The 23,004-nt window shown below is 33.7% G+C and carries 18 protein-coding genes and 1 tRNA gene; 10 read left to right on the top strand and 9 right to left on the bottom strand.

Annotated elements, in window-relative coordinates; genetic code table 11:
- Window positions 1-3: 3 nt before the first annotated feature.
- The 3 genes from porG to LNP27_RS06075 form a co-directional block, all read right to left on the bottom strand.
- Complete coding sequence (gene porG / locus LNP27_RS06065; protein ID WP_229943709.1) at window positions 4-672, bottom strand: type IX secretion system protein PorG; 669 nt, start codon at window positions 670-672, stop codon at window positions 4-6.
- A gap of 162 nt (window positions 673-834) precedes the next feature.
- On the bottom strand, window positions 835-1,719 hold the full coding sequence (locus LNP27_RS06070; protein ID WP_229943710.1) for an NAD kinase: 885 nt from the start codon (window positions 1,717-1,719) through the stop codon (window positions 835-837).
- An 84-nt stretch (window positions 1,720-1,803) separates the two neighbouring features.
- Window positions 1,804-2,463, bottom strand: a complete 660-nt coding sequence (locus LNP27_RS06075) for a CBS domain-containing protein (protein WP_229943711.1) — start codon at window positions 2,461-2,463, stop codon at window positions 1,804-1,806.
- Window positions 2,464-2,577: 114 nt separating this feature from the next.
- On the opposite strand from LNP27_RS06075, the gene LNP27_RS06080 reads away from it, so the two are divergent.
- From LNP27_RS06080 to LNP27_RS06090, 3 genes are all read left to right on the top strand, one after another.
- Window positions 2,578-3,291, top strand: a complete 714-nt coding sequence (locus LNP27_RS06080) for a pyridoxine 5'-phosphate synthase (protein WP_229943712.1) — start codon at window positions 2,578-2,580, stop codon at window positions 3,289-3,291.
- 79 nt (window positions 3,292-3,370) lie between these two features.
- Window positions 3,371-5,644: a TonB-dependent receptor gene (locus tag LNP27_RS06085; protein WP_229943713.1), complete on the top strand. Its 2,274-nt coding sequence runs from the start codon at window positions 3,371-3,373 to the stop codon at window positions 5,642-5,644.
- Between the two features lie 3 nt (window positions 5,645-5,647).
- Window positions 5,648-6,502 (top strand): DUF4249 domain-containing protein, encoded by an 855-nt coding sequence (locus LNP27_RS06090; RefSeq protein ID WP_229943714.1) that lies wholly within the window; start codon window positions 5,648-5,650, stop codon window positions 6,500-6,502.
- Window positions 6,503-6,552: 50 nt separating this feature from the next.
- Here the strand turns inward: LNP27_RS06090 and LNP27_RS06095 are convergent, their stop codons facing one another.
- Window positions 6,553-7,908 (bottom strand): hypothetical protein, encoded by a 1,356-nt coding sequence (locus LNP27_RS06095; RefSeq protein ID WP_229943715.1) that lies wholly within the window; start codon window positions 7,906-7,908, stop codon window positions 6,553-6,555.
- Window positions 7,909-8,153: 245 nt separating this feature from the next.
- Here LNP27_RS06095 and LNP27_RS06100 point away from each other — a divergent pair, with 245 nt between their 5' ends.
- The 7 genes from LNP27_RS06100 to LNP27_RS06130 all read left to right on the top strand — a co-directional run bounded on the left by LNP27_RS06100 (window position 8,154) and on the right by LNP27_RS06130 (window position 13,832).
- Entirely contained in the window at window positions 8,154-8,912 is a 759-nt protein-coding gene (locus LNP27_RS06100) for an alpha/beta fold hydrolase (RefSeq protein ID WP_229943716.1), read from the top strand.
- 52 nt (window positions 8,913-8,964) lie between these two features.
- The gene (locus tag LNP27_RS06105; protein ID WP_229943717.1) at window positions 8,965-9,309 is read left to right on the top strand and encodes a phage holin family protein; all 345 of its coding nucleotides are present in this window, start codon (window positions 8,965-8,967) and stop codon (window positions 9,307-9,309) included.
- A 320-nt stretch (window positions 9,310-9,629) separates the two neighbouring features.
- Window positions 9,630-10,211 carry a DUF3347 domain-containing protein gene (locus LNP27_RS06110; protein WP_229943718.1) on the top strand — a complete coding sequence of 194 codons (582 nt, stop codon included), beginning with the start codon at window positions 9,630-9,632 and terminating at the stop codon, window positions 10,209-10,211.
- Window positions 10,212-10,213: 2 nt separating this feature from the next.
- On the top strand, window positions 10,214-10,774 hold the full coding sequence (locus tag LNP27_RS06115; RefSeq protein ID WP_229943719.1) for an AraC family transcriptional regulator: 561 nt from the start codon (window positions 10,214-10,216) through the stop codon (window positions 10,772-10,774).
- Between the two features lie 85 nt (window positions 10,775-10,859).
- Window positions 10,860-13,352 (top strand): heavy metal translocating P-type ATPase, encoded by a 2,493-nt coding sequence (locus LNP27_RS06120; protein WP_229943720.1) that lies wholly within the window; start codon window positions 10,860-10,862, stop codon window positions 13,350-13,352.
- A 45-nt stretch (window positions 13,353-13,397) separates the two neighbouring features.
- Entirely contained in the window at window positions 13,398-13,535 is a 138-nt protein-coding gene (locus LNP27_RS06125) for a hypothetical protein (RefSeq protein ID WP_229943721.1), read from the top strand.
- A gap of 225 nt (window positions 13,536-13,760) precedes the next feature.
- Window positions 13,761-13,832 (top strand) — tRNA-Glu (locus LNP27_RS06130).
- Window positions 13,833-14,029: 197 nt separating this feature from the next.
- On the opposite strand, the gene LNP27_RS06135 is transcribed toward LNP27_RS06130, so the two are convergent.
- The 5 genes from LNP27_RS06135 to proA form a co-directional block, all read right to left on the bottom strand.
- Window positions 14,030-15,013 (bottom strand): phosphotransferase, encoded by a 984-nt coding sequence (locus LNP27_RS06135; RefSeq protein ID WP_229943722.1) that lies wholly within the window; start codon window positions 15,011-15,013, stop codon window positions 14,030-14,032.
- Window positions 15,014-15,083: 70 nt separating this feature from the next.
- On the bottom strand, window positions 15,084-15,239 hold the full coding sequence (locus tag LNP27_RS06140) for a hypothetical protein (RefSeq protein ID WP_346432398.1): 156 nt from the start codon (window positions 15,237-15,239) through the stop codon (window positions 15,084-15,086).
- A 67-nt stretch (window positions 15,240-15,306) separates the two neighbouring features.
- Window positions 15,307-15,816, bottom strand: coding sequence for a hypothetical protein (locus tag LNP27_RS06145; RefSeq protein ID WP_229943724.1), 510 nt, complete (start codon window positions 15,814-15,816; stop codon window positions 15,307-15,309).
- A 220-nt stretch (window positions 15,817-16,036) separates the two neighbouring features.
- Complete coding sequence (locus LNP27_RS06150; protein ID WP_229943725.1) at window positions 16,037-16,549, bottom strand: hypothetical protein; 513 nt, start codon at window positions 16,547-16,549, stop codon at window positions 16,037-16,039.
- Window positions 16,550-17,192: 643 nt separating this feature from the next.
- Window positions 17,193-23,003, bottom strand: coding sequence for an anti-phage protein ProA (gene proA / locus LNP27_RS06155; RefSeq protein ID WP_229943726.1), 5,811 nt, complete (start codon window positions 23,001-23,003; stop codon window positions 17,193-17,195).
- Window position 23,004: the final 1 nt, after the last annotated feature.

The following is a 23,004-nucleotide window of genomic DNA, read 5'->3' on the forward strand; positions in this document are numbered from 1 at the left end:
TATTTATTGTGCACAATAACACGGTTTCTCGCCAAAAGTATACGTTAAAGTAACTCCTGTAAATACATACCAATCATTGTTATTTATATTTCCAAAATTTTCATAAAAACTTCCGTCTATATTGTCTGTCAGTGTATATCGTGCTCCAGTTTCTAAAGCAAGGATAAAGTGAGGTGTTATGTTACTTTTGATTCCTACAATCATTGGTATTGCAATTGATTTTCTTCTTTCTGTTCGTCCTTCTACGACTGAGCCTGGTAAGTCTAAATTGTATTTACTGAAAAAATAACTTACACCTGATGAAACATAAGGTGTAAGTTTAGTATTCAGTTGATGAAGATTAAAATCAAAAAAGTTGAATTCTAAACCTACTGAAAGCTCCTTTAAATCATTGTCAAATCGATATTCTCTAAGATTTCTGCTACTCTCTTGTGAAGCTCTATCATTTGAAGTGATTTGAGATTGTATATAAGACACTTTATAAGAATGTCTAGGACTTTTATTCCACTTATAGAGCAAACCAAAAGCAGCTTTGTTTGGCGATACATAAGTCGTAGGACCTATATCTCCTATATAGTTGCTTCCACCTAGAAAAACACCAACCTCATGTATCTGTGCTTGGGTATTAACTAGGGAAAAAAAGCAAATAAGTAAGTAGAAAATCTTTTTCATTAAATCAAAATTGCGTGCAAATATAATAATTATCATTTCGTTTCAATACCCATTGAGTTAAATCTCTCTTTTTTTTGCGGTTAGTTAGCTAACACAAAACGAGTACCTGTATTATTTAACGGTAAAACGTGATAAAATCGTATCGCAATGCACTTAAATGATTTAATTTCTCTTGTCCTCTCCCCAAAGTAATTTGTTACGCAATGTTTTTACAAAAGTTTCTTGCGGTATTTCTACCATATTAATTTGAAAAGGAGTTTTATTTAATGTCAAGATAGATTCATTTTTTACTGATGTAACTCTTGAGTCCAGGGAAACGAGATAGTTTGGTTCTCGTCCTGAAACTTTTAATCTGATTTCTGTATTATCCGGAACTACCAGTGGTCTCGTTGTTAGATTGTGTGGAGCAATTGGTGTAATAACTAAACTTTTTACGTCGGGAGTTAGGATTGGTCCACCGCAACTCAAGTTATAGCCCGTAGTTCCTGTTGGCGTTGAAATAATTAATCCGTCCGCCCAATAGGAGTTTAAATATTCGCCATTTAAGTAGGTGTCAATCGTGATCATGGCAGTAGTATCTTTTCTGCTAACCGTAATTTCGTTCATCGCAAAATTCATTTCTTCAATGGATTCATTAGGTGTTGAACAATTTATGCTTAGTAAGGCTCTTTTCGAAAGAGTGTACTTTTTATCTAAAACAGATTGCAGGAATGATGCAATGTTTTCTTTTTGCACACTTGCCAGGAAACCAAGTCTCCCTGCATTAATACCTAAAATAGGAATTCCAGAATCTCTTACTAATGTTGCTGCTCTTAAAATTGTTCCGTCTCCTCCAATACTGATTAGCATGTCAAAACTAGAATCAAGTTCTGTGTGTGAACTAAAAGTTTTATATTGATTCTCTACCAGCTTGCGCTCGTAAATCATGGATAAAAAATTAGCTTCAATGATCATTTCTACATTGTTTTTAGTAAAAAAAACAAAGATGTCGTTTATGATGGGTTGTGTACTGTTCTGATAATATTGACCGTAGATAGCTACTTTCATTTTTATTTAAATTAAATAATGAGATAATTAGAAATGAACATAATAGCGTGATTTGCCTATTGAAGCATTCCCAACTTCACTTTGTTATACATTAAGGTATTTATCGAGATATTCTGAGCGTTCCTTTAAATTGTTGATGTAATTATCTTCTTGATGTTCCGAAATGATTTCGTAGTCATATCTTCTAAAAGTTTGTACTATTTCATTAATGGCTCCCAAACTTATTTTCAAAGTCACTTCGACACTATTTACATCAGCTTCAGATATAAATATTCCTAAAACTTTACCATTATTGCTTTCTACAATTTGAGCGATTTGACTCATCGAATAATCTAGAACTGCTTTCTTAACAATAATAATTGCTCCTGGCTCTTTTAAAAATGGTGTCTCATGAAAAAATTTCATGATATCTTCTATTTCGTAATAACCTACATAAGCATTATTTTCGTCTAAAACAGGAACTAGATTAGTGTGGTTTTTTGCAAACACTTCCAATACATCTAACCAAATAGTTGTGGTTCGGGCAAAAAAACCTTCTAATGTGAAGCGATAATCCGTTACTTTTTTATCAAAATCAAATGTTTCAATATCTTCTGCGGCAATACTCCCAATGTAAATTCCCCCTTCGATTATTGGAAAATGTGAAAAGTGCATATCCTCAAAAAACGTTTGAACGTCAGATATGGTATCGTGACTATCAATCGCTTTAAAATCATTGGAAATATATTCTGTAATTTCTGTCATAAATCAATCCTCAATATTGGATGCAAAATAATCAAAAATAAGCAAAAACTCCTAGATTTTACTTTGTATTTTTGCTTCTAGTAAATTGTAGTATCAAAATAAAAATCAGTTTTTATGACAAAGTTAAGCGTTAACATCAATAAAATAGCCACTTTACGTAATGCTCGTGGTGGTAATGTTCCAGATTTATTAAAAGTAGCCACTGATATTCAGAAATTTGGTGCGCAAGGAATAACCATTCATCCGCGTCCTGACGAGCGCCACATTCGCTACCAAGATGCGCGCGATTTAAAACCAATTGTTTATACCGAGTTTAATATTGAAGGTAATCCCCAGCATAATTTTATTGATTTAGTTCTTGAATGTAAGCCAGAACAAGTAACGTTAGTGCCTGATGCCATTGGTGCCATTACTTCATCGGCGGGTTGGGATACGGTAAAAAACCAAACGTATTTAACAGAGATGATTCAAGAGTTTCAGCGTCATGGTATTCGCACCTCTATTTTTGTAGATCCTATTCATGAAATGATTGAAGGCGCTAAAAAAACCGGAACGGATCGAATCGAGTTGTATACAGAAGCTTTTGCGCATCAATACAGTCTTGGTAACGAACGAGGAATTGATCCTTATATAAATGCAGCGATTTATGCAAATGAGTTGGAGTTGGGAATCAATGCCGGTCACGATTTAAGTTTGGATAATATTCAGTTTTTTAAACAAAATATTCCCGGTTTACTCGAAGTTTCTATAGGTCACGCATTAATTTCCGAAGCTCTTTATTTAGGGTTAGAAAACGTGGTGAATATGTATTTGCAAAAACTAAAATAAGAAAAGAATTAAAACAATTGCAAGCTGATATAATTGGCTTGTAATTGTTTAATTTCGCACTTTTCTTAAAAATGATGTTTTGAAGCCAATTATTATCCTGTTTTTCTTATGTTTTTCGAACTTATTAGCGCAATCCAAGGCTACAATTGTTGGGGATGTGAAATCTGCTGAAAATGAAAGTTTAATAGGTGCAAACATTTCTTTCGATGCAAATAATCAGCATTTCTATGCTGTAAGTGATTCTCTGGGTCACTTTACTAAAAATCTTCCTTTAGGTTTTGTTAAAATCACTATCAATCATTTTGGTTATCTTGAAAAATCATTCCGTTTTGATTGTAAAAAAGATACCCTAATTTCGGTTGTTTTAGAAAGAGACATTTCAATTTTAAAAGAAGTGGTTATCGCTAATACTAAGAAAAACAGTATTACAAATCTTTCTGGCGGTAAATTGTCTTTTGATTTAAAAGCATTAGGGGCAGTTCCAACAGTTCTGGGAACAACAGATATAATCAAGATTTTACAACTAACACCAGGTGTGCAAAATTCTGGCGATGCCAATGGCTATTTGTATGTAAGAGGTGGTGATCCCGGGCATAATTCGATGTTGTATGATGGAACGCCAATTTATGGAATGTCACATTTATTAGGTATTTTTCCTTTTTATAATACAGACCATATTCAGGAAGTCGAGTTTGATAAATCAAGTGCGAATGCAAAACATGGAGGTCGTTTGAGTTCGACGACTTTATTGATTCCTAATAAAAAAGCACCTTCGGAGTTTATGGTTCAAGGTAATATGGGCATATTGGCTTCTCAGCTCACTTTGGCTGTTCCAATCCATAAAAAATCAGGTTTTTTTATCTCTGGCAGAAAAACATATATAGATGAAATTATTGCTCCAATATTAAATTCAGGTTCAAAAAGCAACGATGTTCAGGATATGAAATACAGATTTTCGGATGGGAATCTAACTTTTATTTCTGAAATTTCTAAAAGCAACTTGTTGACCGTTTCTGCTTTTTCCAGTGGTGATAAACTTCTTGTAAAAGACGGTAATTTAGCATTAAGAACCAGTTTAAAATGGGGTAATTTTGCGGCTTCTTCTAAGCTTGTTTCTACATTATCTTCAAAAATAACTCTGTCAAATGCGATTTATTTTACGCGATATACCAACGAATTAAGTATGGAGCAAGCTACCATTCAAATGGGCGTTTCTTCCTTTGTAGAAGATTTTGGATTTACAAATTCGATTAATTATTTGGTCAAAGAAACACCTTTCGAATCGGGTTTTCAGTATGCGTATCACAACTTGCAACCGCAAAAAATAGATATTGAAAACCTGAGTACGAGTACAAATCCCGCGCAAAATAGTTTAATTAAGGCTAATGAATTTGCTGTTTTTACAACTGCAAAACCCAAATTTGGAGATTATTTTGTAGCCGAATTAGGCTTGCGAGTGAACTATTATAATTCAGGTTCAAAATCGTATTTGCATTTTCAACCGCGTATGGTTCTGAATTATTATTTGGACACGAATTACTCCTTTTACGCATCGTATAACAGACAAAATCAGTATTTGAATTTAATAACGACTTCAAGTGTAGGGATTCCTACTGATTTTTGGGTCGCCAGTTCTGATGGAATTCCTGCACAATCTTCTAATGAGTTTTCAATTGGTTCAAACCAAACTATTTCGAAACGTTTTAGCTCCTCATTTGGCGCATTTTATCGTTCGATGAATCATTTACTGGAATATCCTTACGGTGTTACCCAGTTTAATGAAATTTCGACATTAAAAAAAGATTTGCTGGAAGGAAACGGAAAAGCGTATGGCTTTGAATTTATGCTGAAAAAAAATAGCGGAAAATTGAAAGGTTGGCTCAGTTATACCTTGAGTTGGTCCGACAGAAATTTCGAAAAACTAAATAATGGAAATACCTATTGTGCAAAATACGACCGTCGCCATAATTTAGCATTGGTTGGAACCTACGATTTAAATTCAAAATGGAATTTTGGTATCACGCAGATTTTCAGTTCAGGGAATCGTTTTACAATGCCAACTTCCTGGTATTTTATCAACAATAATCCGGTGAAAGAATATTCGGAATACAATAATGCACAAATGCCTAATTATATTCGAACGGATCTATCGGCGAATTATTTTTTTATAAAAACAGCCAAAAAAGAAAGCGCTCTCAATTTCTCTATTTATAATACCTTCAATATCGAAAATCCTATTTATGTTGTTTTGAATGTGATTGTCAATGAGGATAAAGATAGTGTGGTTGTGAAACCAGAAAAAAAGGTTTTGTATAAAATGCTTCCTTCGATAAGTTGGAGATTTAAATTTTAAAAGATGAAAAAATACAGTCTGTTTTTTTTGATGATTATAGCGTATAGCTGTACTAATGACACGTTTAGTGACGGAATTAAGTTAGAATCAAAACTAGCCGTTGAAGGCTGGATTGAAGAAGGAGATGTTCCGCAGGTAATATTATCCAGTACAATACCAATAAATGATGTTGTTGACTCTACAAATGTGTTGGATCACGTAATACGTTCGGCAAAAATAACGGTTTCTGATGGAGAAACGACAGAAGTGCTGAGAGTAAAAAGTGACGACAACAGAGTGCCTCCGTTTATATACTTTGGTAGTGAAATAACAGGAAAAGCTGGGAAGACTTATACGTTGAAAATAGAATACTTAAATAGAATTGTAGAAGCGACTACCTGTATTCCGAAATCGGTTTTGTTGACCACTGCAGCGTATAAAAAAAATAATGCAGCAGATACTACGGGCTATGTTTTTATAAAATTTGATGATCCTGTAAATGAAAAGAATTATTACCAAATTGCTACAAGAATAGACAAGCAAGAACCCATTTTTGTTCCCGCTTTTTATGGAAATCTTGACGATGAAAAATTCAATTCCAACTCCATTGCGATGCAGGTAAATAAGGGGATTTTACTTTTCCCTAAAACGAAGTTTAAGCCTTATTTTACCGATGGAGACTTGATTTTTGTGAAATTAAGAACCATGAATAAAGAAGCCTATGATTTCTGGAACAGCTGGCAAAACGAAATTGTAAACAGCAGAAATCCTATTTATCCATCGAATACAAGTTTGAAAACAAACATAAAAGGCGGGGTTGGTATTTGGGCGGGTTATGGACAAAGTACAATACTAGTTCAAACGCCTCCAAAAAAATAAAGCCGATTTGAATTATTTTCAAATCGGCTTTAAATCAATTTTAATTATTTCTATCTTTCAAAAGCTTTCAAGAAATCCTCAAATTTTGTTTCAAGTTTATCAAATCCTGTTGAAAAATAGGAGCTCATGGCAACTTCAGTGTTGTCGTTAAATTTTAAGTAAAGTACTTCGTCGTAATACTGAAAAGTAAACATCTCACCTTTACCATTGTTTGTCCAATATCCTCCATTAGTATAATATGCATCTTTAACCCATACTGGTAATTCAGTATTATAGCTGTCAGCTTTTTCTGAACGGTAAACAACTTCAGCTATCTTAGTGCCATCTTTTTTAGACACTAAAATCAGTTTCGTGTTTTTATTGGTATTAGCTACACTACCATCAGAATGTTTTTTATTATATGTATTTTGAGCGGTGTAATATGCTTTGTAGTCAGCTTTAGGGCTATTGTAATCAGGGTAATCAGGATAAGCCAAGCTTTTCTCTAAAGCTTCCTCATCTTTAGTTAGTGTAGCGATATCCATATCGGCTACAATGATAAAGTTATCCATGATTTGAACCAAACCATTTGCTTTACCTTGGTATTGAATAAGGTCTTCATCTTCTATTAAAGCATCTATATCAGCAGTGCTTCCTGCGGTAAATGAAACTAAATTTTTCCCGTTATAGGTAAAAGAAGATTTAGCCGTGTTTGCAGTCGCTTTCTTACTCCCGCTGATTTCATAAGTATAGCCATCGTTTAAAACCATTTTGAAGCTAGATTCATCAGGCGTTTCTACAGTACCTGTGTACTTTGCAGTTGTTGCAAAAGTAGCGGCTGGCTTAGCATCAATTGTTAAAGTTGCATCTACTGAAGTTGGTAAATAAAACTGATCATTTATTGTAGTTCCAGTTTGCCAATTATAACTGTCTTCCAGTTTTACTTTTATGGTTGAAGAAGTGCTTTTAGAAGATAATATTGCGTTATTAGCCTTTCCTGTTGCTGTTGCTGGAAAAATAAATTTTAACTCTGTACTTGAAACAGTTTTAACCCAGATTTTTGTTGAATTATTCCAAGTATAAATACCATATACATCAGAAACGTTCAATATTTCTGCTATTTCGTTACCGTTTTTTCCTCCAAAAACATCAACGCCATCAATGTTTAATAATTTTTCTAAATTCTGAATGGCTTCAATAGCTCCGGATGTTTTGGATTTGTCCATTTGAACAAGCATTACATTGGCTTCAGCCTCTAGTTTTACTTTTTGTTCTGCTGGAGTTAATTTTGAATAAGGCTGTTTAATAATGTTTGCAATTTGTTCCGTTAAGCTTCCTTCAGGAACATTAGTAGGTTCATCATTACTGCTGTAAGAGACGATAAGTTGCGAAACAATTACTGAAAACAAGAGTGTTTTTTTAATCATGATAAAAGGTTTAATTTAGGGGTTTAATCAATCTATTTGATTGGTATAGTTATGTTTAGATTTATTTGTTTTGAATTAAAACAAAAATCTAAATGTTTGCTCAAAATTAGTGCTATTTAATGATCTCACAATACCTACTTTTAGTGATATTTATTCGTAACCTAAATATTTGGAATATTCGTTGGATGAAATTAGTTTATTTATCTTTGTAAGATTTCTAAGTAATAAATTTTAATATCTTAAAAATGTTATATTCAAAAATAGAAGGTTCCGGTCAACCGCTATTAATCCTTCACGGCTTTTTAGGAATGTCTGATAACTGGAAAACACTTGCCACACAATTTGCGACTAATTTCGAAGTTCATACACTTGATTTGCGCAATCACGGTCGCAGTTTGCAGTCGGAAGAGTTTAGTTATGAAGTCATGGTTCAGGATGTTTTCGAGTATTGTCAAGCGAATAATCTTACAAAGATATTTATCATCGGTCACTCCATGGGTGGAAAAGTAGCGATGCTTTTAGCAACGAGACATCCAGAATTAGTAAGTAAATTAATTGTTGCTGATATTGGTCCAAAGTTTTATCCTCAGCATCATCAAGATATTTTAGCAGGACTTAATGCTGTGGATTTCTCTATTAAGCCAAGTCGAGCTGATGTGGAAGAAATCATGAAAAGGTTTATTCCAGATTTTGGAACACGCCAGTTTCTGATGAAAAATTTATATTGGCAAGAGCCAGGACAATTGGCTTTCCGATTTAATTTGGCTGTTTTTAATCACAAAATGGATGAAATTGGGGTGCCGCTTCCTGAAGCGTTGGTGTTTAGCAACCCAACTTTATTTATTCGTGGTGGAAGTTCCAATTATATTTTAGATAGTGATTTCGAAAACATAAAAGAGCATTTCCCTAAGGCAACTATAGAGACGATTCCAAATGTTGGGCATTGGCTTCACGCCGAAAATCCGGCAGAATTTCATCTAAAAGTGATGTCTTTTTTAGAATAAAATCATAATTTTAAATTTCACTATATTTATTAAAATTTTAAAACTTAAAAAAATGAATCTATTAATCAAAATTATAATTACAGCAGCTTTAGTTTTGCTAATATCAAACTTTATGTCAGGCGTTCGTGTGGAAAGTTTTACTACTGCATTATTTGTTGCAATCGTATTAGGATCACTAAATATTTTTATCAAACCAATATTGGTGATCTTTACATTGCCAGTTACAATCTTGACATTAGGATTGTTTTTATTGGTGATAAATGCGCTGATAATTATATTGTGTACTAATATCGTGGGCGGATTTAGCGTTGATTCTTTCTGGACGGCCCTGCTTTTTAGTATAATCTTATCTTTATTACAATCAATAATGAATGGAATATTAGGAGAAGGAAAATAGAAAATTGAAGTTTTACTATATCAAAATGCTTGTTTCTAAAAGATTCCAAGCATTTTTTTTAGCTATAAAACTAGATGGGGAATTGGATTTACTGTAAAAAATAATACCGCTGATTCTCAGATTTTAAAAATCTAATCATTACGAGAATCTACGGTATATTTCTGATAATTAATTTATGGCGAAATTTTGACGATTATTTATTTGAAAATGCTAAAGTATAAACGGAATAGTAATTTTGTTTTAAAATCATTAAATTTAGAGTCAAATATAATTTAATTCTAAATATTGCATTTTAATCTAATCTCAAAATCAATAAAACTATGATCACAATAAAAGACACATTAATAGCAATGATCGTATTGTTTTCAATATCCAATGCGAACGCAACAATCAAAAATCATCAATCAGCCAAATTTGAAATTGATAAACAAAACAGTTTGTCAAAACTTACGATAGACATTAATAAAACAGATAGTAAGTTAAATGTTGTTTTTGAAAATTATTTTTTATTAAAAGATGAATTAGTGAAAACAGATGGCGTAACGGCTGCTGCCAAAGCCAAAGCTTTATCTACTTCTTTGAATCAAGTAAAAATGAACGAACTCTCAAAGGATGTTCATAAAGTGTGGATGAAAGTAATGAAAGTCTTAATGGCTGATGCCAAAGGGATTGCAGTAACAGAAGACGTTAAAAAGCAAAGAGTACTTTTTGTGTCTTTATCCAAAAAGATGTATGATTTGGTAAAAGTAGCTAAGTTTGAAACTCCTGTTTATTATCAGTTTTGCCCAATGGCAAATGACGGTAAAGGGGCCAATTGGTTAAGTAAAGAAAATGCAATTAAAAATCCATATTACGGTTCTAAAATGCTAAAATGTGGTGAAGTTGTGGGAACAATAAAATAAAAATGCAGTTACATATAAAAAACATGGTTTGCAGCAGATGTATTATGGCGGTGGAGTCTGAACTGGAAAAGTTTGGACTTCATCCTATTTCTGTTGAACTGGGAATTGTAGAAATTTCTCAAAATTTAGACAAAGAGCAAGAACAGAAACTCAATTCAAAATTAGTTAATTTAGGTTTTGAAATTATCGATGATAGAAAAAGTAGAGTAGTAGAAAAAGTCAAAAACCTAATTACAGATTTAGTTTATTTTAAAGACAACAACTTCAAAACTAATTTGTCTGATTATATAGTAGCGGCCATAAGTCAAGATTATAGCTACATCAGTAATCTATTTTCGCAGCAAGAAAACGCCACTATTGAACACTATTATATTCTTCAAAAAATAGAAAGAGTCAAGGAATTACTAGTTTATGATGAATTGAGCTTGAATGAAATTGCTTTTCAGCTCCATTACAGCAGTCCATCGCATTTGAGTAAACAATTCAAAAAAGTTACCGGTTTTACTCCAACTGCCTTTAAAAATTCGAAAGAACAAAAACGACAACTTATAGAAAATCTATAAATGATGCACAACAGCACCATAATTGTATAAGTATATTTGTCATCGTTAATTGTAATTTTGTACCTCAATACAACTCCACATTATAATGACATATAAATATACAATTACAGGAATGTTTTGCGATGGTTGCCGAACCAAAGTAGAAAAAGCATTAAATGCTATGGAAGGGATAGAAGCGACGGTTACTCTAGAACCGGCTATTGCTACTATAACTATGCAAAAACCAATTCAGACCACTCAGTTTCAGGAAATACTTAGTGAAGCGGGAAAATATTCAATAAAGGTTTTTAATCCAAATGATTTAAAATTACCAGCAGAAGAAGTAGTCATTGAACACCCCAAAAATACAGCTGGAAAATATTACTGTCCTATGTTTTGTGAGGGCGATAAAGTCTATGACGATGCAGGCGATTGTCCTGTGTGTGGGATGGATTTAGTAAAATCACCTGATTTAACGACAGTAAAAATGCAATATACTTGCCCGATGCATCCAGAAATAGTACAGGATGGACCGGGTTCTTGCTCAATTTGCGGTATGGATTTGGTTCCAATGGAGCCCACAGATAGCGAGGAAAATAAAGCCTACAATGACTTGATGAAAAAAATGAAAATCGCACTACTTTTTACCGTGCCTATTTTCATAATTGCTATGTCAGATATGATTCCGAATAATCCTTTGATGCAAATCATGGATATGGAATACTGGAATTGGGTGCAACTAGCATTATCCTTACCAGTTGTTTTTTATGCAGCGTGGATGTTTTTTATTCGCGCTTGGAAATCAGTAGTAACTTGGAATCTCAATATGTTTACCTTAATCGGAATTGGTTCTGGTGTTGCTTTCTTATTTAGTGTTTTCGCTCTTTTTTTTCCAGATGTTTTTCCAGCAGAATTCAAATCCGAAGAAGGAAGTGTTCATTTGTATTTTGAAGCAACCACAGTGATATTAACACTAGTTTTATTAGGTCAATTATTAGAAGCTAGAGCGCACAGCCAAACCAGTGGTGCGATAAAAGAATTATTAAAATTAGCGCCTACAGAAGCTACTTTGGTGGCTGGTGGTGAAGACAAAGTAATAGCGATTCACGATATTAAAAAAGGAGATTTATTGCGTGTAAAACCAGGAGAGAAAATTCCAGTTGATGGTAAAATTACCGATGGAGAAAGTACCATTGACGAATCGATGATTTCGGGCGAACCTATTCCAGTGGATAAAAAAGTGGATGATGCCGTTGTTGCAGGCACCATAAATGGGAATAAATCATTTGTGATGGTGGCCGAAAAAATTGGTTCAGAAACCTTGCTTTCGCAAATTGTTCAAATGGTTAATAATGCGAGTCGATCGAGAGCGCCAATCCAAAAATTAGCTGATAGAATTTCGAAGTATTTTGTGCCAATTGTAGTTGTTGTTTCAATAATTACTTTTTTTGTTTGGGCAAAATTCGGACCGGAACCTAACGCTTTAATCTACGGGTTTATCAATGCCGTTGCGGTTTTGATAATCGCTTGTCCTTGTGCGTTAGGATTAGCAACTCCTATGTCTGTAATGGTGGGCGTAGGGAAAGGCGCACAGTCCGGAGTTTTGATAAAAAATGCCGAAGCGCTAGAAAATATGAATAAGGTAAATGTTTTAATTACTGATAAAACAGGAACTATTACTGAGGGGAAACCATCCGTGGAAAAGGTTTTTTCTACTACGAATCAAGAAAATGATTTGCTGCAAAATATCGCTTCACTGAATCAATACAGTGAACACCCTTTGGCGCAAGCCGTAGTTAATTTTGCGAAAGCGAAGGAAGTTTCATTAATTGAAGTCAAAGATTTTGAATCCATTTCTGGAAAAGGAGTAATAGGAACGGTAGCAAATAAAAAAGTAGCATTAGGGAATAAGAGTTTAATGGAACAAGTTGGAGCAACTATTTCTTCTGAAATTGAAAGTAGAATTATTGTAGAACAGAAGCTAGGTAAAACGGTCTCCTACATTTCTGTTGACAAACTAGTTTTGGGTTATGTAAGCATCACAGATGCCATAAAAACGACTAGTGTAGCTGCTGTAAAAGAATTGATGCGTCAAGGTGTTGAGGTAATTATGCTGACGGGTGATAACAAAAATACAGCAAAATCGGTAGCCGATGAATTGCAGTTGACTTCATTTATTGCGGGTTGTTTGCCAGAGGATAAACTCAATGAAATCAAGCGTTTGCAAGCCGAGGGTAAAATTGTGGCTATGGCTGGTGACGGTATTAATGATGCACCTGCTTTAGCGCAAGCGGATATTGGAATTGCCATGGGAACTGGAACAGATGTGGCGATTGAAAGTGCCAAAATTACTTTGGTAAAAGGTGATTTGCTAGGAATTGTTAAAGCTAAAAAGCTGAGTCATGCCGTCATGAAAAATATCAATCAGAACTTATTCTTTGCCTTCTTCTATAATGCGCTGGGAATACCTATTGCTGCGGGAGTTTTATATCCGGTTTTTGGAGTTTTACTTTCTCCGATGATTGCGGCTTTGGCAATGAGTTTTAGCTCTGTTTCCGTTATTGGGAATGCCTTGAGATTGCGAGGATTAAAATTGTAATAAAATAAAAATTAGTAATAGAGTATAAACCTAAACCTAAAAGCTATGAATAATAATGGAAATGAAGCAATGCACATGGAATCCTATATGTTTATGGGAATGCACATTTTTTGCTGGGTCTCTATTTTGGTTTTTGCGCTAATAGTATTGGCAGTGGCTCACCGCTATAGAAAAAGGAAATAATTTATTCAGAAATTTAGTGTTTGGATAAAAAGCTATTCCATTAAAAAAAAAAAGAATTGTGTCTATATTATAATAATAAGTGCAATTCTTTTTTACGCTAATTACCTATTATGAATTGATTGCATGTTTAATATGATAAAAAGAAAGTTTTTTATCTTTAGTTTTTGGATTTGACTTTGTGCATAGCAAAAATAGTTTTACTTTTGCAGTCGAAATGAAAAATAAGGCCCGTTCGTCTATCGGTTAGGACGCATGGTTTTCATCCATGTAAGAGCGGTTCGATTCCGCTACGGGCTACAATTTATAATTGGTGATTTGATTTTTATTCGAAAATAAAATTCACTAATTGAAGGTATAAATGAATTATCAATTTGACTTTTAAAAAAATAAAAAAAGCCTCGAAAAGTAAAATTTTCGAGGCTTTTTTTATTGATGGCTACTCCTTTTTTTTTGTATTTGAATAATGAAACACTTTAACTTTTTAGAAGTCTGGATTAATCTTTTAAATCATTGTATGTGATCCACGACTGCATTCTGCCAACATACATTTTTAAGTAATTTTCAGTCAAAAATATATTCGACCAGTCAAATCGTTGGGATTGTACACCAAGGTAGAAAATCCAAATTGCCGCAGCGGCTTCTGGAATTAATTTGATTTCCTCACCAGCAAGCGTTCGAATGCTTTGATAGCCCTTTAAAAACTGATCCTTTTTAAGTTCATATGCGACTTTATCACTTTCTATATGGAATAATTGTTTGCAAAAATACGCTACATCCAAAATCAACATGCCGCTACCACAAAAGTCAAAATCGAAAAGGGTGATTCCGTTTTGTTCTGTAACACTCATGTTGTCATACCAAATATCCAAATGGATAATCCCTTTTTGAACTTTTGTAAAGTCGATTTTTTCAAAAGTCTGACTTATTTTTTTGCTTTGTTTTTTTACAAACTGCATTTCTAAATTCGATTCTGGAAAATGATTTATAGCATATTTATAAGGCAATTCAAGTAAAGTTTCTGAGTTGTAAACTATACGTTTAGTGTTTTTGTTAGCGGTTACTGTATGGATTTTGGCCATTAGCGCACCAATCGAAAAACAAGTTTCTGGATCCATGAATCTTATTTTTCCACCTTCGGCAAAAGAGAAAAGTACCGCGTGACGCAATCCTTCGGGTGCATTTATGTCTTGTATGAATTCGCCTTTTTTGTCGGGAATAGGAAAAGAAATGCTAAGTTGGTTCTCCTTTAAGAGTTGCAACAATTTGATTTCTTCTTCAATTTCAGATTTCGATCGCCAGTTATAACAATACACGCGTAACACATATTTTGCCTCGTTGTCCATTATGAAATAAGTGTGATTCATTCCTGTTCTGTACAATTGGCAAGTGCAAGTTGGGCTCAAACCATATTTTTCTATGACCAATTTTCCTAAGGCTGTTGCGGACAAGATGGAGCGTGTAACTGGAAAATGTGTCATTTTTTTAATTTTTAACTGGATTGCAAAGCCACAGTATCAGATGTGATTTTGGGTAAGTGTTGGAACTAAATCAATCTTTTTTATCCTGTTGCTCTGTTTGAGTTCGTTTATTATGAGGCATGGTGTCTCCTATATTCATTCCAGTTGCCATTCCAATCATGAAGGCAGTTAGGATTAAAATTATTTTTCTTTTAGCCCAAAGAATAGGGCGCTTGGATTTCTCCAAACGGATTTTGTTGTTTTGTTTATACAAGCTGTTTAAGAGATAATCAAATAATTGGCAGTAATGGCTGTTACTTATTAATGTAATATTCCACTTTTACCAGTTTCACGGATTTTGTAAAACCTACATTTAAATTTAAAGCAAATTCCTTATCATAACTTATAATACAGCTTGACTTGGCTTCTAATTGTTCACAACCATTAGAGCGATAGCCACCTGTAACAACGACTCCATCAGCATCGGTTGTTAGGATTGGAAATCCTTTTACAATTTGATTACTCAAGTTGTTGATTTTAATTTTGTATTCTAGTCTTGAAGTGTTTTTTCCTGTGTCAGGTGTAAATGTAAACTGTTGGACTTCATAGCTAAAATCTTTAAGCCTTGCTTGTTCTTCAATTGGAGTTAGTACGTAATCGCAAGGCACTACTTGCTGGTATGCTGGTCGATACGAACTTCCTGTAGGTGTTTGTATTGTTAAGGCTGGAATTGTGATTTCCTTTGTGCAATTGTCATTATTGGTGCAACTTAAAACACTAAGGACTGAAAGGGTAATTAATGCTGATTTGGTGATTTGATTCATTTTTGATTAGTAGTTGATTTTTTAAAGATTTTATGTGTTAAGGAGCGGGACGCTTGTGCTTACAAATTAAATCATTATTTCTATTATAAAATATATAATTTCTAGCTAAATTTTAGGTCCATGCAAAGGAACTATTTTTATTATAAAACATTTAGAATAAGCATTTACCTTACTTTTAGTTTTATCGATCCGAAAATGCGTACAATATTTCAAGGGTTTTTTAAATTGTAATTATCTGGTATGATAAAACAATTCTTGTATGCTTTAAAAAATGTATTTCTAGATAGTCATTTTTAGTTAAATTAGTGCAATCGTCTTTGTTAAACAAAAACTTCTTATTTAGTTTTTTAGGTCTTTCAGTAATTATCATTTCAAACTGGTTATTTCCTCTCCAAGCTTTCTCTGTAATTTTAGTGCTGTAAACGTATTTGTAACCCTCTTCGATGTCTTTGTTTAGGCAAATAATTCCTTTATAATATAATGCATAGATTATAAGTCCCATGAAAAGAGCTGCGAAAATTACAGCACTTTCATAATCAATATGTCTTATAGGCATGTGTCTACGTAAAAGATCATATCTATTCCCCATAAATGGCGTTATTGGAATTATTAAAAAGATTATTAAACAGCCAATATAGGTTGCCTTTTTCTCTTTAGGTGCTATTTCATAAGTCAACAAATTGATATCTTCTTTAGAAAATATTTTTTTATCGATATTTATTTTTTGTTCCATTTTTTTGCGAAATTTTGTTTTTTGTAATGGATCAAACTTTATTTTAATTGATTCATTGTTAATAGAGTATATGTAGAGTTTAGCGGTTTGTCCCTTTATTTGATTCGCATTTATAATTAGAGAATATTAAAATTGCTATAAAATAGTTGATGGTTTTTTAATTTAGGTAGTATTTCTTTCGTAACGGAAATCAAAATCTAATGCTCCTTGTTTTTTATAAAAGTTAATTTAACTAAATTCTGCAATATCAACAAAGTTATTTTGAATTAAACTTTCAGCAGAACTAATGTCGATTTTTTATTATCCTGTGTAGATAACTAAAATCCATTTTTATGAATATAGAAAAAGTATTCTGATGTTTTAAGAGAAAAAAAACTCTCAAACAAGAGAAATGATAAGTTCCGGATTTGAGGAACTTTTATGCCTGCGGATTAAACGGGATGACAGAAAATATTTAAAAACGAAGCAGAAACTATAGAAAAAAAGGACAATAGATTCTCCTTTTGATCGCTATCAGGACTGTCAAAATTTTACCATAAATGCGGGTATTCCAGTTCCTTTCCTTACAGCTTTCATTTTTCTTGTGCAACTAGGGCTTAGGTGTTCTTCGGAGTTTTTCCTTTTGGTCGTCCAATATATTTGTTCATTTGTCAGCAAGTTTTATTCTATCGTTTTCCCTTTTAACCTTACCTTGGTTTACCGCTGTATCAATAACATTACGCAATAGCATATCAATCTGTTTCCCTACTTTGGCAAAACCAAAAGTCCGAGCTAAGTAACGAAACAGTTCATTTTCCTCAATACTCAAATTATTTCCTACAACCTCCTGTAATGCAACTAAAACTTCTTCAGGTGCAATGTCCTCCATGTTACGTTTTTCTAAGTCGTTACTACGGTAATATTTTAAAGAGGTGTTGTTGTTCCAATAAAATGGCTGATGATGTATTGTCTGTACTATATTCATCTCTTTGATAATTCCTTCCAAGTGCTTTTCCAATCTTACCCCTGCACGGCTGGTATTCCAACCTTGCAATACTTTTTTATACAATAAAATTTTGCTTATTGGAGCTTCAGTTTCCACTAATGTTTGTATCTGTTGTTTGATAGTGTTTCTGTTTTGAAACTCATATATCGTTTCACTATTGGCATTAGATACAGAAATTAAAACAGAAGAAACATAAGGAATTTGTTTACTTGTAATACTAATTTGTACAACATCTTCCTGCATTCCTTTAATTGGTTCAAATGCAGGTTCGACTATTGGTTCAGCAATACTTTCTATTGTAACTTCGGGATGCGTTTGCAGCTGCTTTACTTTGTCAATTATTACATCAATAATGTTATCTGAGTTTTCATGCCAATCAATTGTCCAAATGCGATGAATGTTCCAGCCTAACGCCTTAAGCACAGAAGGCATTACCATTTCTCTGTCATTGGTTGTGCGAGCATTATAGTAGTAATGACCGTCAACCACAATTCCCAAAATATATTGTTGCGGTTTATTTGGGTCAACAATTCCAATGTCTACTTTAAAACCCGAAGTACCAATATTACACTTTACCTCTAATCCTTTTTCCTGTAATTTTTTGCTAATAGATGCTGATAAGTGCTGCTTGTTAAAGGTTTCTTGAACATCTTCTGGACGAACGCTTAAATGCCCTTTATCTGCAAATTGCAAAAATGCTTTCAGACCCGCCACACCTTCGGCTGATGTTCGACTTAAATCTATTTGGTCTGCTTGCAATGTGGCGAATATATGCATTTCATATCGAGCACGAGTTACAGCTACATTTAATCTTCGCCAACCGCCATCACGATTTAATGGGCCAAAATTCATACTCATTTTACCTTCTTCATCAGGAGCGTAGCATACTGAAAACAGAATGATATCACGTTCATCACCCTGAACATTTTCTAAGTTTTTTACAAACAATGGTTCATTACTTTCATTGGCAAATTCTTCTAATTTCGGGTCAGACATAAAGAGCTTTTGTAACTTGTCTTCTATTAGATTCTGCTGTGTTTGACTGAATGTAACTACGCCCAAACTCAACTTCCGTTTTTGCGAATTGAGGTAATGCAATTTAATGTATTGCACAATCTCATCGGCTTCAAATTTATTGGTGCGCGTTTTTCCTTTGTCATAAAATCCCATGACATTATGATATTTCACTTTGCGGTTTAAATCATCATATGAAGGAAATGTTAGTAATTTATTTTCGTAATAATTCACATTACTAAAAGCAATTAAACTTTCATGTTTGCTGCGATAATGGCGTAATAAATATTTAGAAGGAACAGATAATGATAAGCAATCATCTAAAATGCTTTCTAAATCTTCCACATCCATATTTTCTTCATCCAATTTTACAGTGCTGAAAAATGAGGTAGGCGGCATTTGTTTCGGATCACCTACAATAACACATTGGTTTGCTCTTGCCAAGGCACTTACTGCTTCGCAGGTTGGTAATTGCGATGCTTCGTCAAAAATAACAATGTCAAAGTGTTTCGTGTTTACATCAAAATACTGTGCTACCGAAATTGGACTCATCAGCATACAAGGTGCAATACGCGGCAATAACACAGGAATTTGGTCAAACAGTTTTCTAATACTCAATCCTCTACCTCTATTTTTAATGGCGCGTTGTAAAATACCAATTTCGGAACTTTGCATTGCTTCTGCTGTAGTGTTGGGTAATTCTGCCGCTAACTTTACTCGCAATTCCTGTATTGTGAGATTTTGAAAGTCTTTGGCAATTTTTTTATACTGTTCAATTTTACTTTCAAACAAGCCTACATTGAACAAACTTAATGACTCATGTTGCGAAATAATGCGTTGTATCACGGAAGCGTGAACGGTGTAATTAAAGTAATCATTAATATTTTCAGAACCACACAATTTATTTTCATAAGCACTTATCAGCCATTGCAAACTCAAGCTCTCGCCTTGATTACGAAGTTGAACATAGTTTATCCAATTTCTTAATTGAGGGAGATGTACCTGTATATTTTGTAATTGAGCTACCCTTTCATTTAGCCAGTTTTCTTTTTGTTGGAAATTAATTCCTGTAAGCGTTTCGTAAATTTTATTTTGCTCGTTGAACGTTGTTGTTAGTTGTATAAACTCTGTAATTGCAGCAAAGTTACTTTGCTTGATTTCATCAGAATACTGCAGTTTTTTTTCTTGCCAAATTTGAACCAATTTACCAAGTCCATTACGCTCCCAGTTGTTTGTTATACTGCTCAGATGCTGAACCAATGTAGCTTTATTATTAATGTCGGATAAATCTGTTTGTTCTTCTTTAAACAAATTTTTCAAAGCCAATTGGACAACACTAAAACGGCTTTGTTGTAAAAGACTTTTCACTTCTTGCAATTGATTGTTAAAAGAAAAAAGTTCTTCTAATTCACCGTCATCATTAAAAGGCGTATTTCTAAAAACGACTAACTGCTTTTTGATTTTTCTTTTCTGTAACCATTTCGGCAAGAACCAACTTTGTTGTGCCTGTTTCCATTCTATTTCTATTGCTAAAATATTTGCAGATAAAACATTACGATTGTAATTTTTTAAAACATTTTTTAAAACAGTCAGATAGTGATCATAGGCCTTACTCCATTCTTCATACACATTATAGTTTTCTTTATCTGACAAATAAACTATCAGTTCCAAAGAAATATCAGGCAAATTTTGCAACGCATTTATTAACTTAATAAATTGTTGCCATTCTCTTTTAGATTGTATCGAAAAAGGTAAATGTATTGCCTTAGCTAATGATTGCGATTTACTTTGTAAATCAGGTAAAAATTGCAATAACTTTTGTGTTTGTAATAAAATCTCATCATTTACCGAAGGCGAATACTGTGGTAGATTCAAAGCCGTCAATGCATTTTCAGATGGATGTATGAGAAGCTTTGTAATGGATTGAAATTGTGGAAACCAATCCGTCCATTGTTGCCAAAGTGTTGAATTTAATTGTTGAAGAACAGTTTCAGAAATGAAATTTTTAGAAAAATTCTTGTCGCTGTAATTTTCTAAGGCAGTAATACTGTCATATAAACTCCAACCAAATTCTTGCTTTTGGTGTAATATATTTACATAATCACTAATCGCTTTTTTAGCAGCATCTAATCGTTGTGCTTCTTGTTGAAAATCGGCTGTTTCTGCAAGTTTAGCCGTTTCAATAGATTTTGACATTTGCACCAGCACATCCGACTTTTTAGATTTATTGGAATGTAATTCTAACGTAAATGGTGCGAGCCCAATTTGTTCCAATCGCCTATGCACAACATCCAATGCGGCTTTTTTTGCTGCTACAAATAATACTCTTTTTCCACGATACAAGGCATCCGCAATAATGTTGGTAATGGTTTGAGATTTTCCTGTTCCCGGAGGTCCATGCAAAACAAAACTACGTCCTTGCTGTGCGGCAAGCACCGCCTCCATTTGTGATACATCGGTTGGTATTGGCAATACTACAGACTGTGAGAGAACAGTATCAAAATCGTTTGCAGTATTTGCTTCGTTATTTTCATTGAATACTAATTTGCCCTCTACCAAACTACGCACCATATCGCTTTTTAACAACTCTTCCTGATGCATTACAATGTCTTTCCAGAGAATTAATTTGCTGAATGAAAAATTGCCTAAGACTAATTGTTCTTCAACGTCCCAACCTTTCAACTGCATAACTGCTCTGCGAAGTATCCCCATTACTTTTGCTACATCAACTCCTTTTTCATCAGTAGGAAGTTGTTCCAATGCTCCCAAATTTAGTTCATACTCTTGCCTAAGAAATTCTACCAAAGTAATGTTGATCATGGTCTCTTCTTCGCGACTTTTCAATACAAACTTACTGTTTACAGACCTACGACTAATTTCTACAGGCACTAGTAACACAGGTGCGTACCGTGCTTGCTCTGGAGTTTTTCTGTCATACCATTTGAGAAGCCCTACGGCAAGATATAGAGTACTTGAACCGTTTTCTTCTATTGCTTGCTTTGCATTTTTATGAATGTAAGTGAGAATACTATCTAAATCCTGTTGATGATAATGTGTTAGTAAACGATTGTACTTCAATTCATCATTTGCCAATTGGTATAATGGCGATGAGTGATGAAGTGGCTGATTAAACAAATTATACTTTCGCAAAACCTCTGCATTCGAGTTGGGCATAATAGAGAAACTTTTCCCATCGGATAATGTGTCCTCTAAATTACTTATGTCGATATCTACCAACTGTAGCATATTGCGGGTTACATGTAGATTCAGTAAGTTGTTACGAAGTGATAAATCTAAAAGCTTGCGTTCCCATATTTTTTGCTTGGTTTTTGGTTGTTTTCCTTGTAATAATTCGTCTTGATAAATGGTGCCAAGCTCAAAACGGTTTTCCATGGTAGCCGTTTCTGTTTGCTTTATTGCTTCTTCATCTAATTGCGTTCCTGTAGCATTTGTTAGCAAAGGTAACGGGCGAATACGGAGAGTTCTTGCACGTTTTATATCTACTGATAATAAAAAATCTTCTTTTTGTACTAACTGTGCTTCGCCCGTATTCAGTGCATCGCTAAACTTGATATTGTTTGCTTTACAAACACTTGTTGCTTCAACAGCTGCTATTTCACGAATGCCTTTAGAAAGACGTTTAGTTATAGCAGTTTTATCATCATTGATGGTTTCCGAAAATTTATCGTCTTGCAACCAACAGCCAACAAAAGCATGACCACGTACAATAATCAGAATTGGATTTAAGTCAACCGCTTCTAAACAAGCAGCAAACAATAAACTAATATCAATACAGTTTCCAAATTTTTCCAGCTGAATGGTATTCAATAAACGTAACCTTTGTCCTGTTTCTTCATAGCCTGGCGGCAAAGAACTGTATACAATTTCCTCGTTTTGAATAGCCGAATAAAATGCTGAGATGATTTGCAACACACGTTCAGGATCATTGCTCTGATAACCTTCAAATGCTGCTTTTAATCCTTGCTTTTCTAATATTTCAATTGCCTTTCTTTTAATGTGATAAATATAAGGATGATTGGGAGTAATATAAGCTGCGATCAGTTCAGGCAACATTTGAAATCCTCCAAAATGTTCTAGTGGATGAACATTTATAGAAATAGTTTCACTAATTAGTACTACCTCTTTTTCAATAACTTCTATAGTGATGTTTGCTTTTTCGGTTTCGGAAAGCTTGTTAAGAAAATCGCGGTTTACTTTTAAATTTTCTAAAGGAATTTTTACTTCTTTGTTAGCGGGAACGAGTGGAACACTGTAAAGAAATGGCTCAATGCACTTCAGATCAGCTGTTATCTTTATTTCAAGTTGAACAATATCTATTTCAGAAGTGTTTTCAATGGTCACCGACTGAATGGGCTTAATATCGTTCAGATACGAAGAAATATTTAAAAATGGTAATGTCTGTTTATGTAGTATAAGAGTAGATTGTTCTTGCATG

Source organism: Flavobacterium galactosidilyticum (assembly GCF_020911945.1).
Classification (GTDB): Bacteria; Bacteroidota; Bacteroidia; order Flavobacteriales; family Flavobacteriaceae; genus Flavobacterium; species Flavobacterium galactosidilyticum.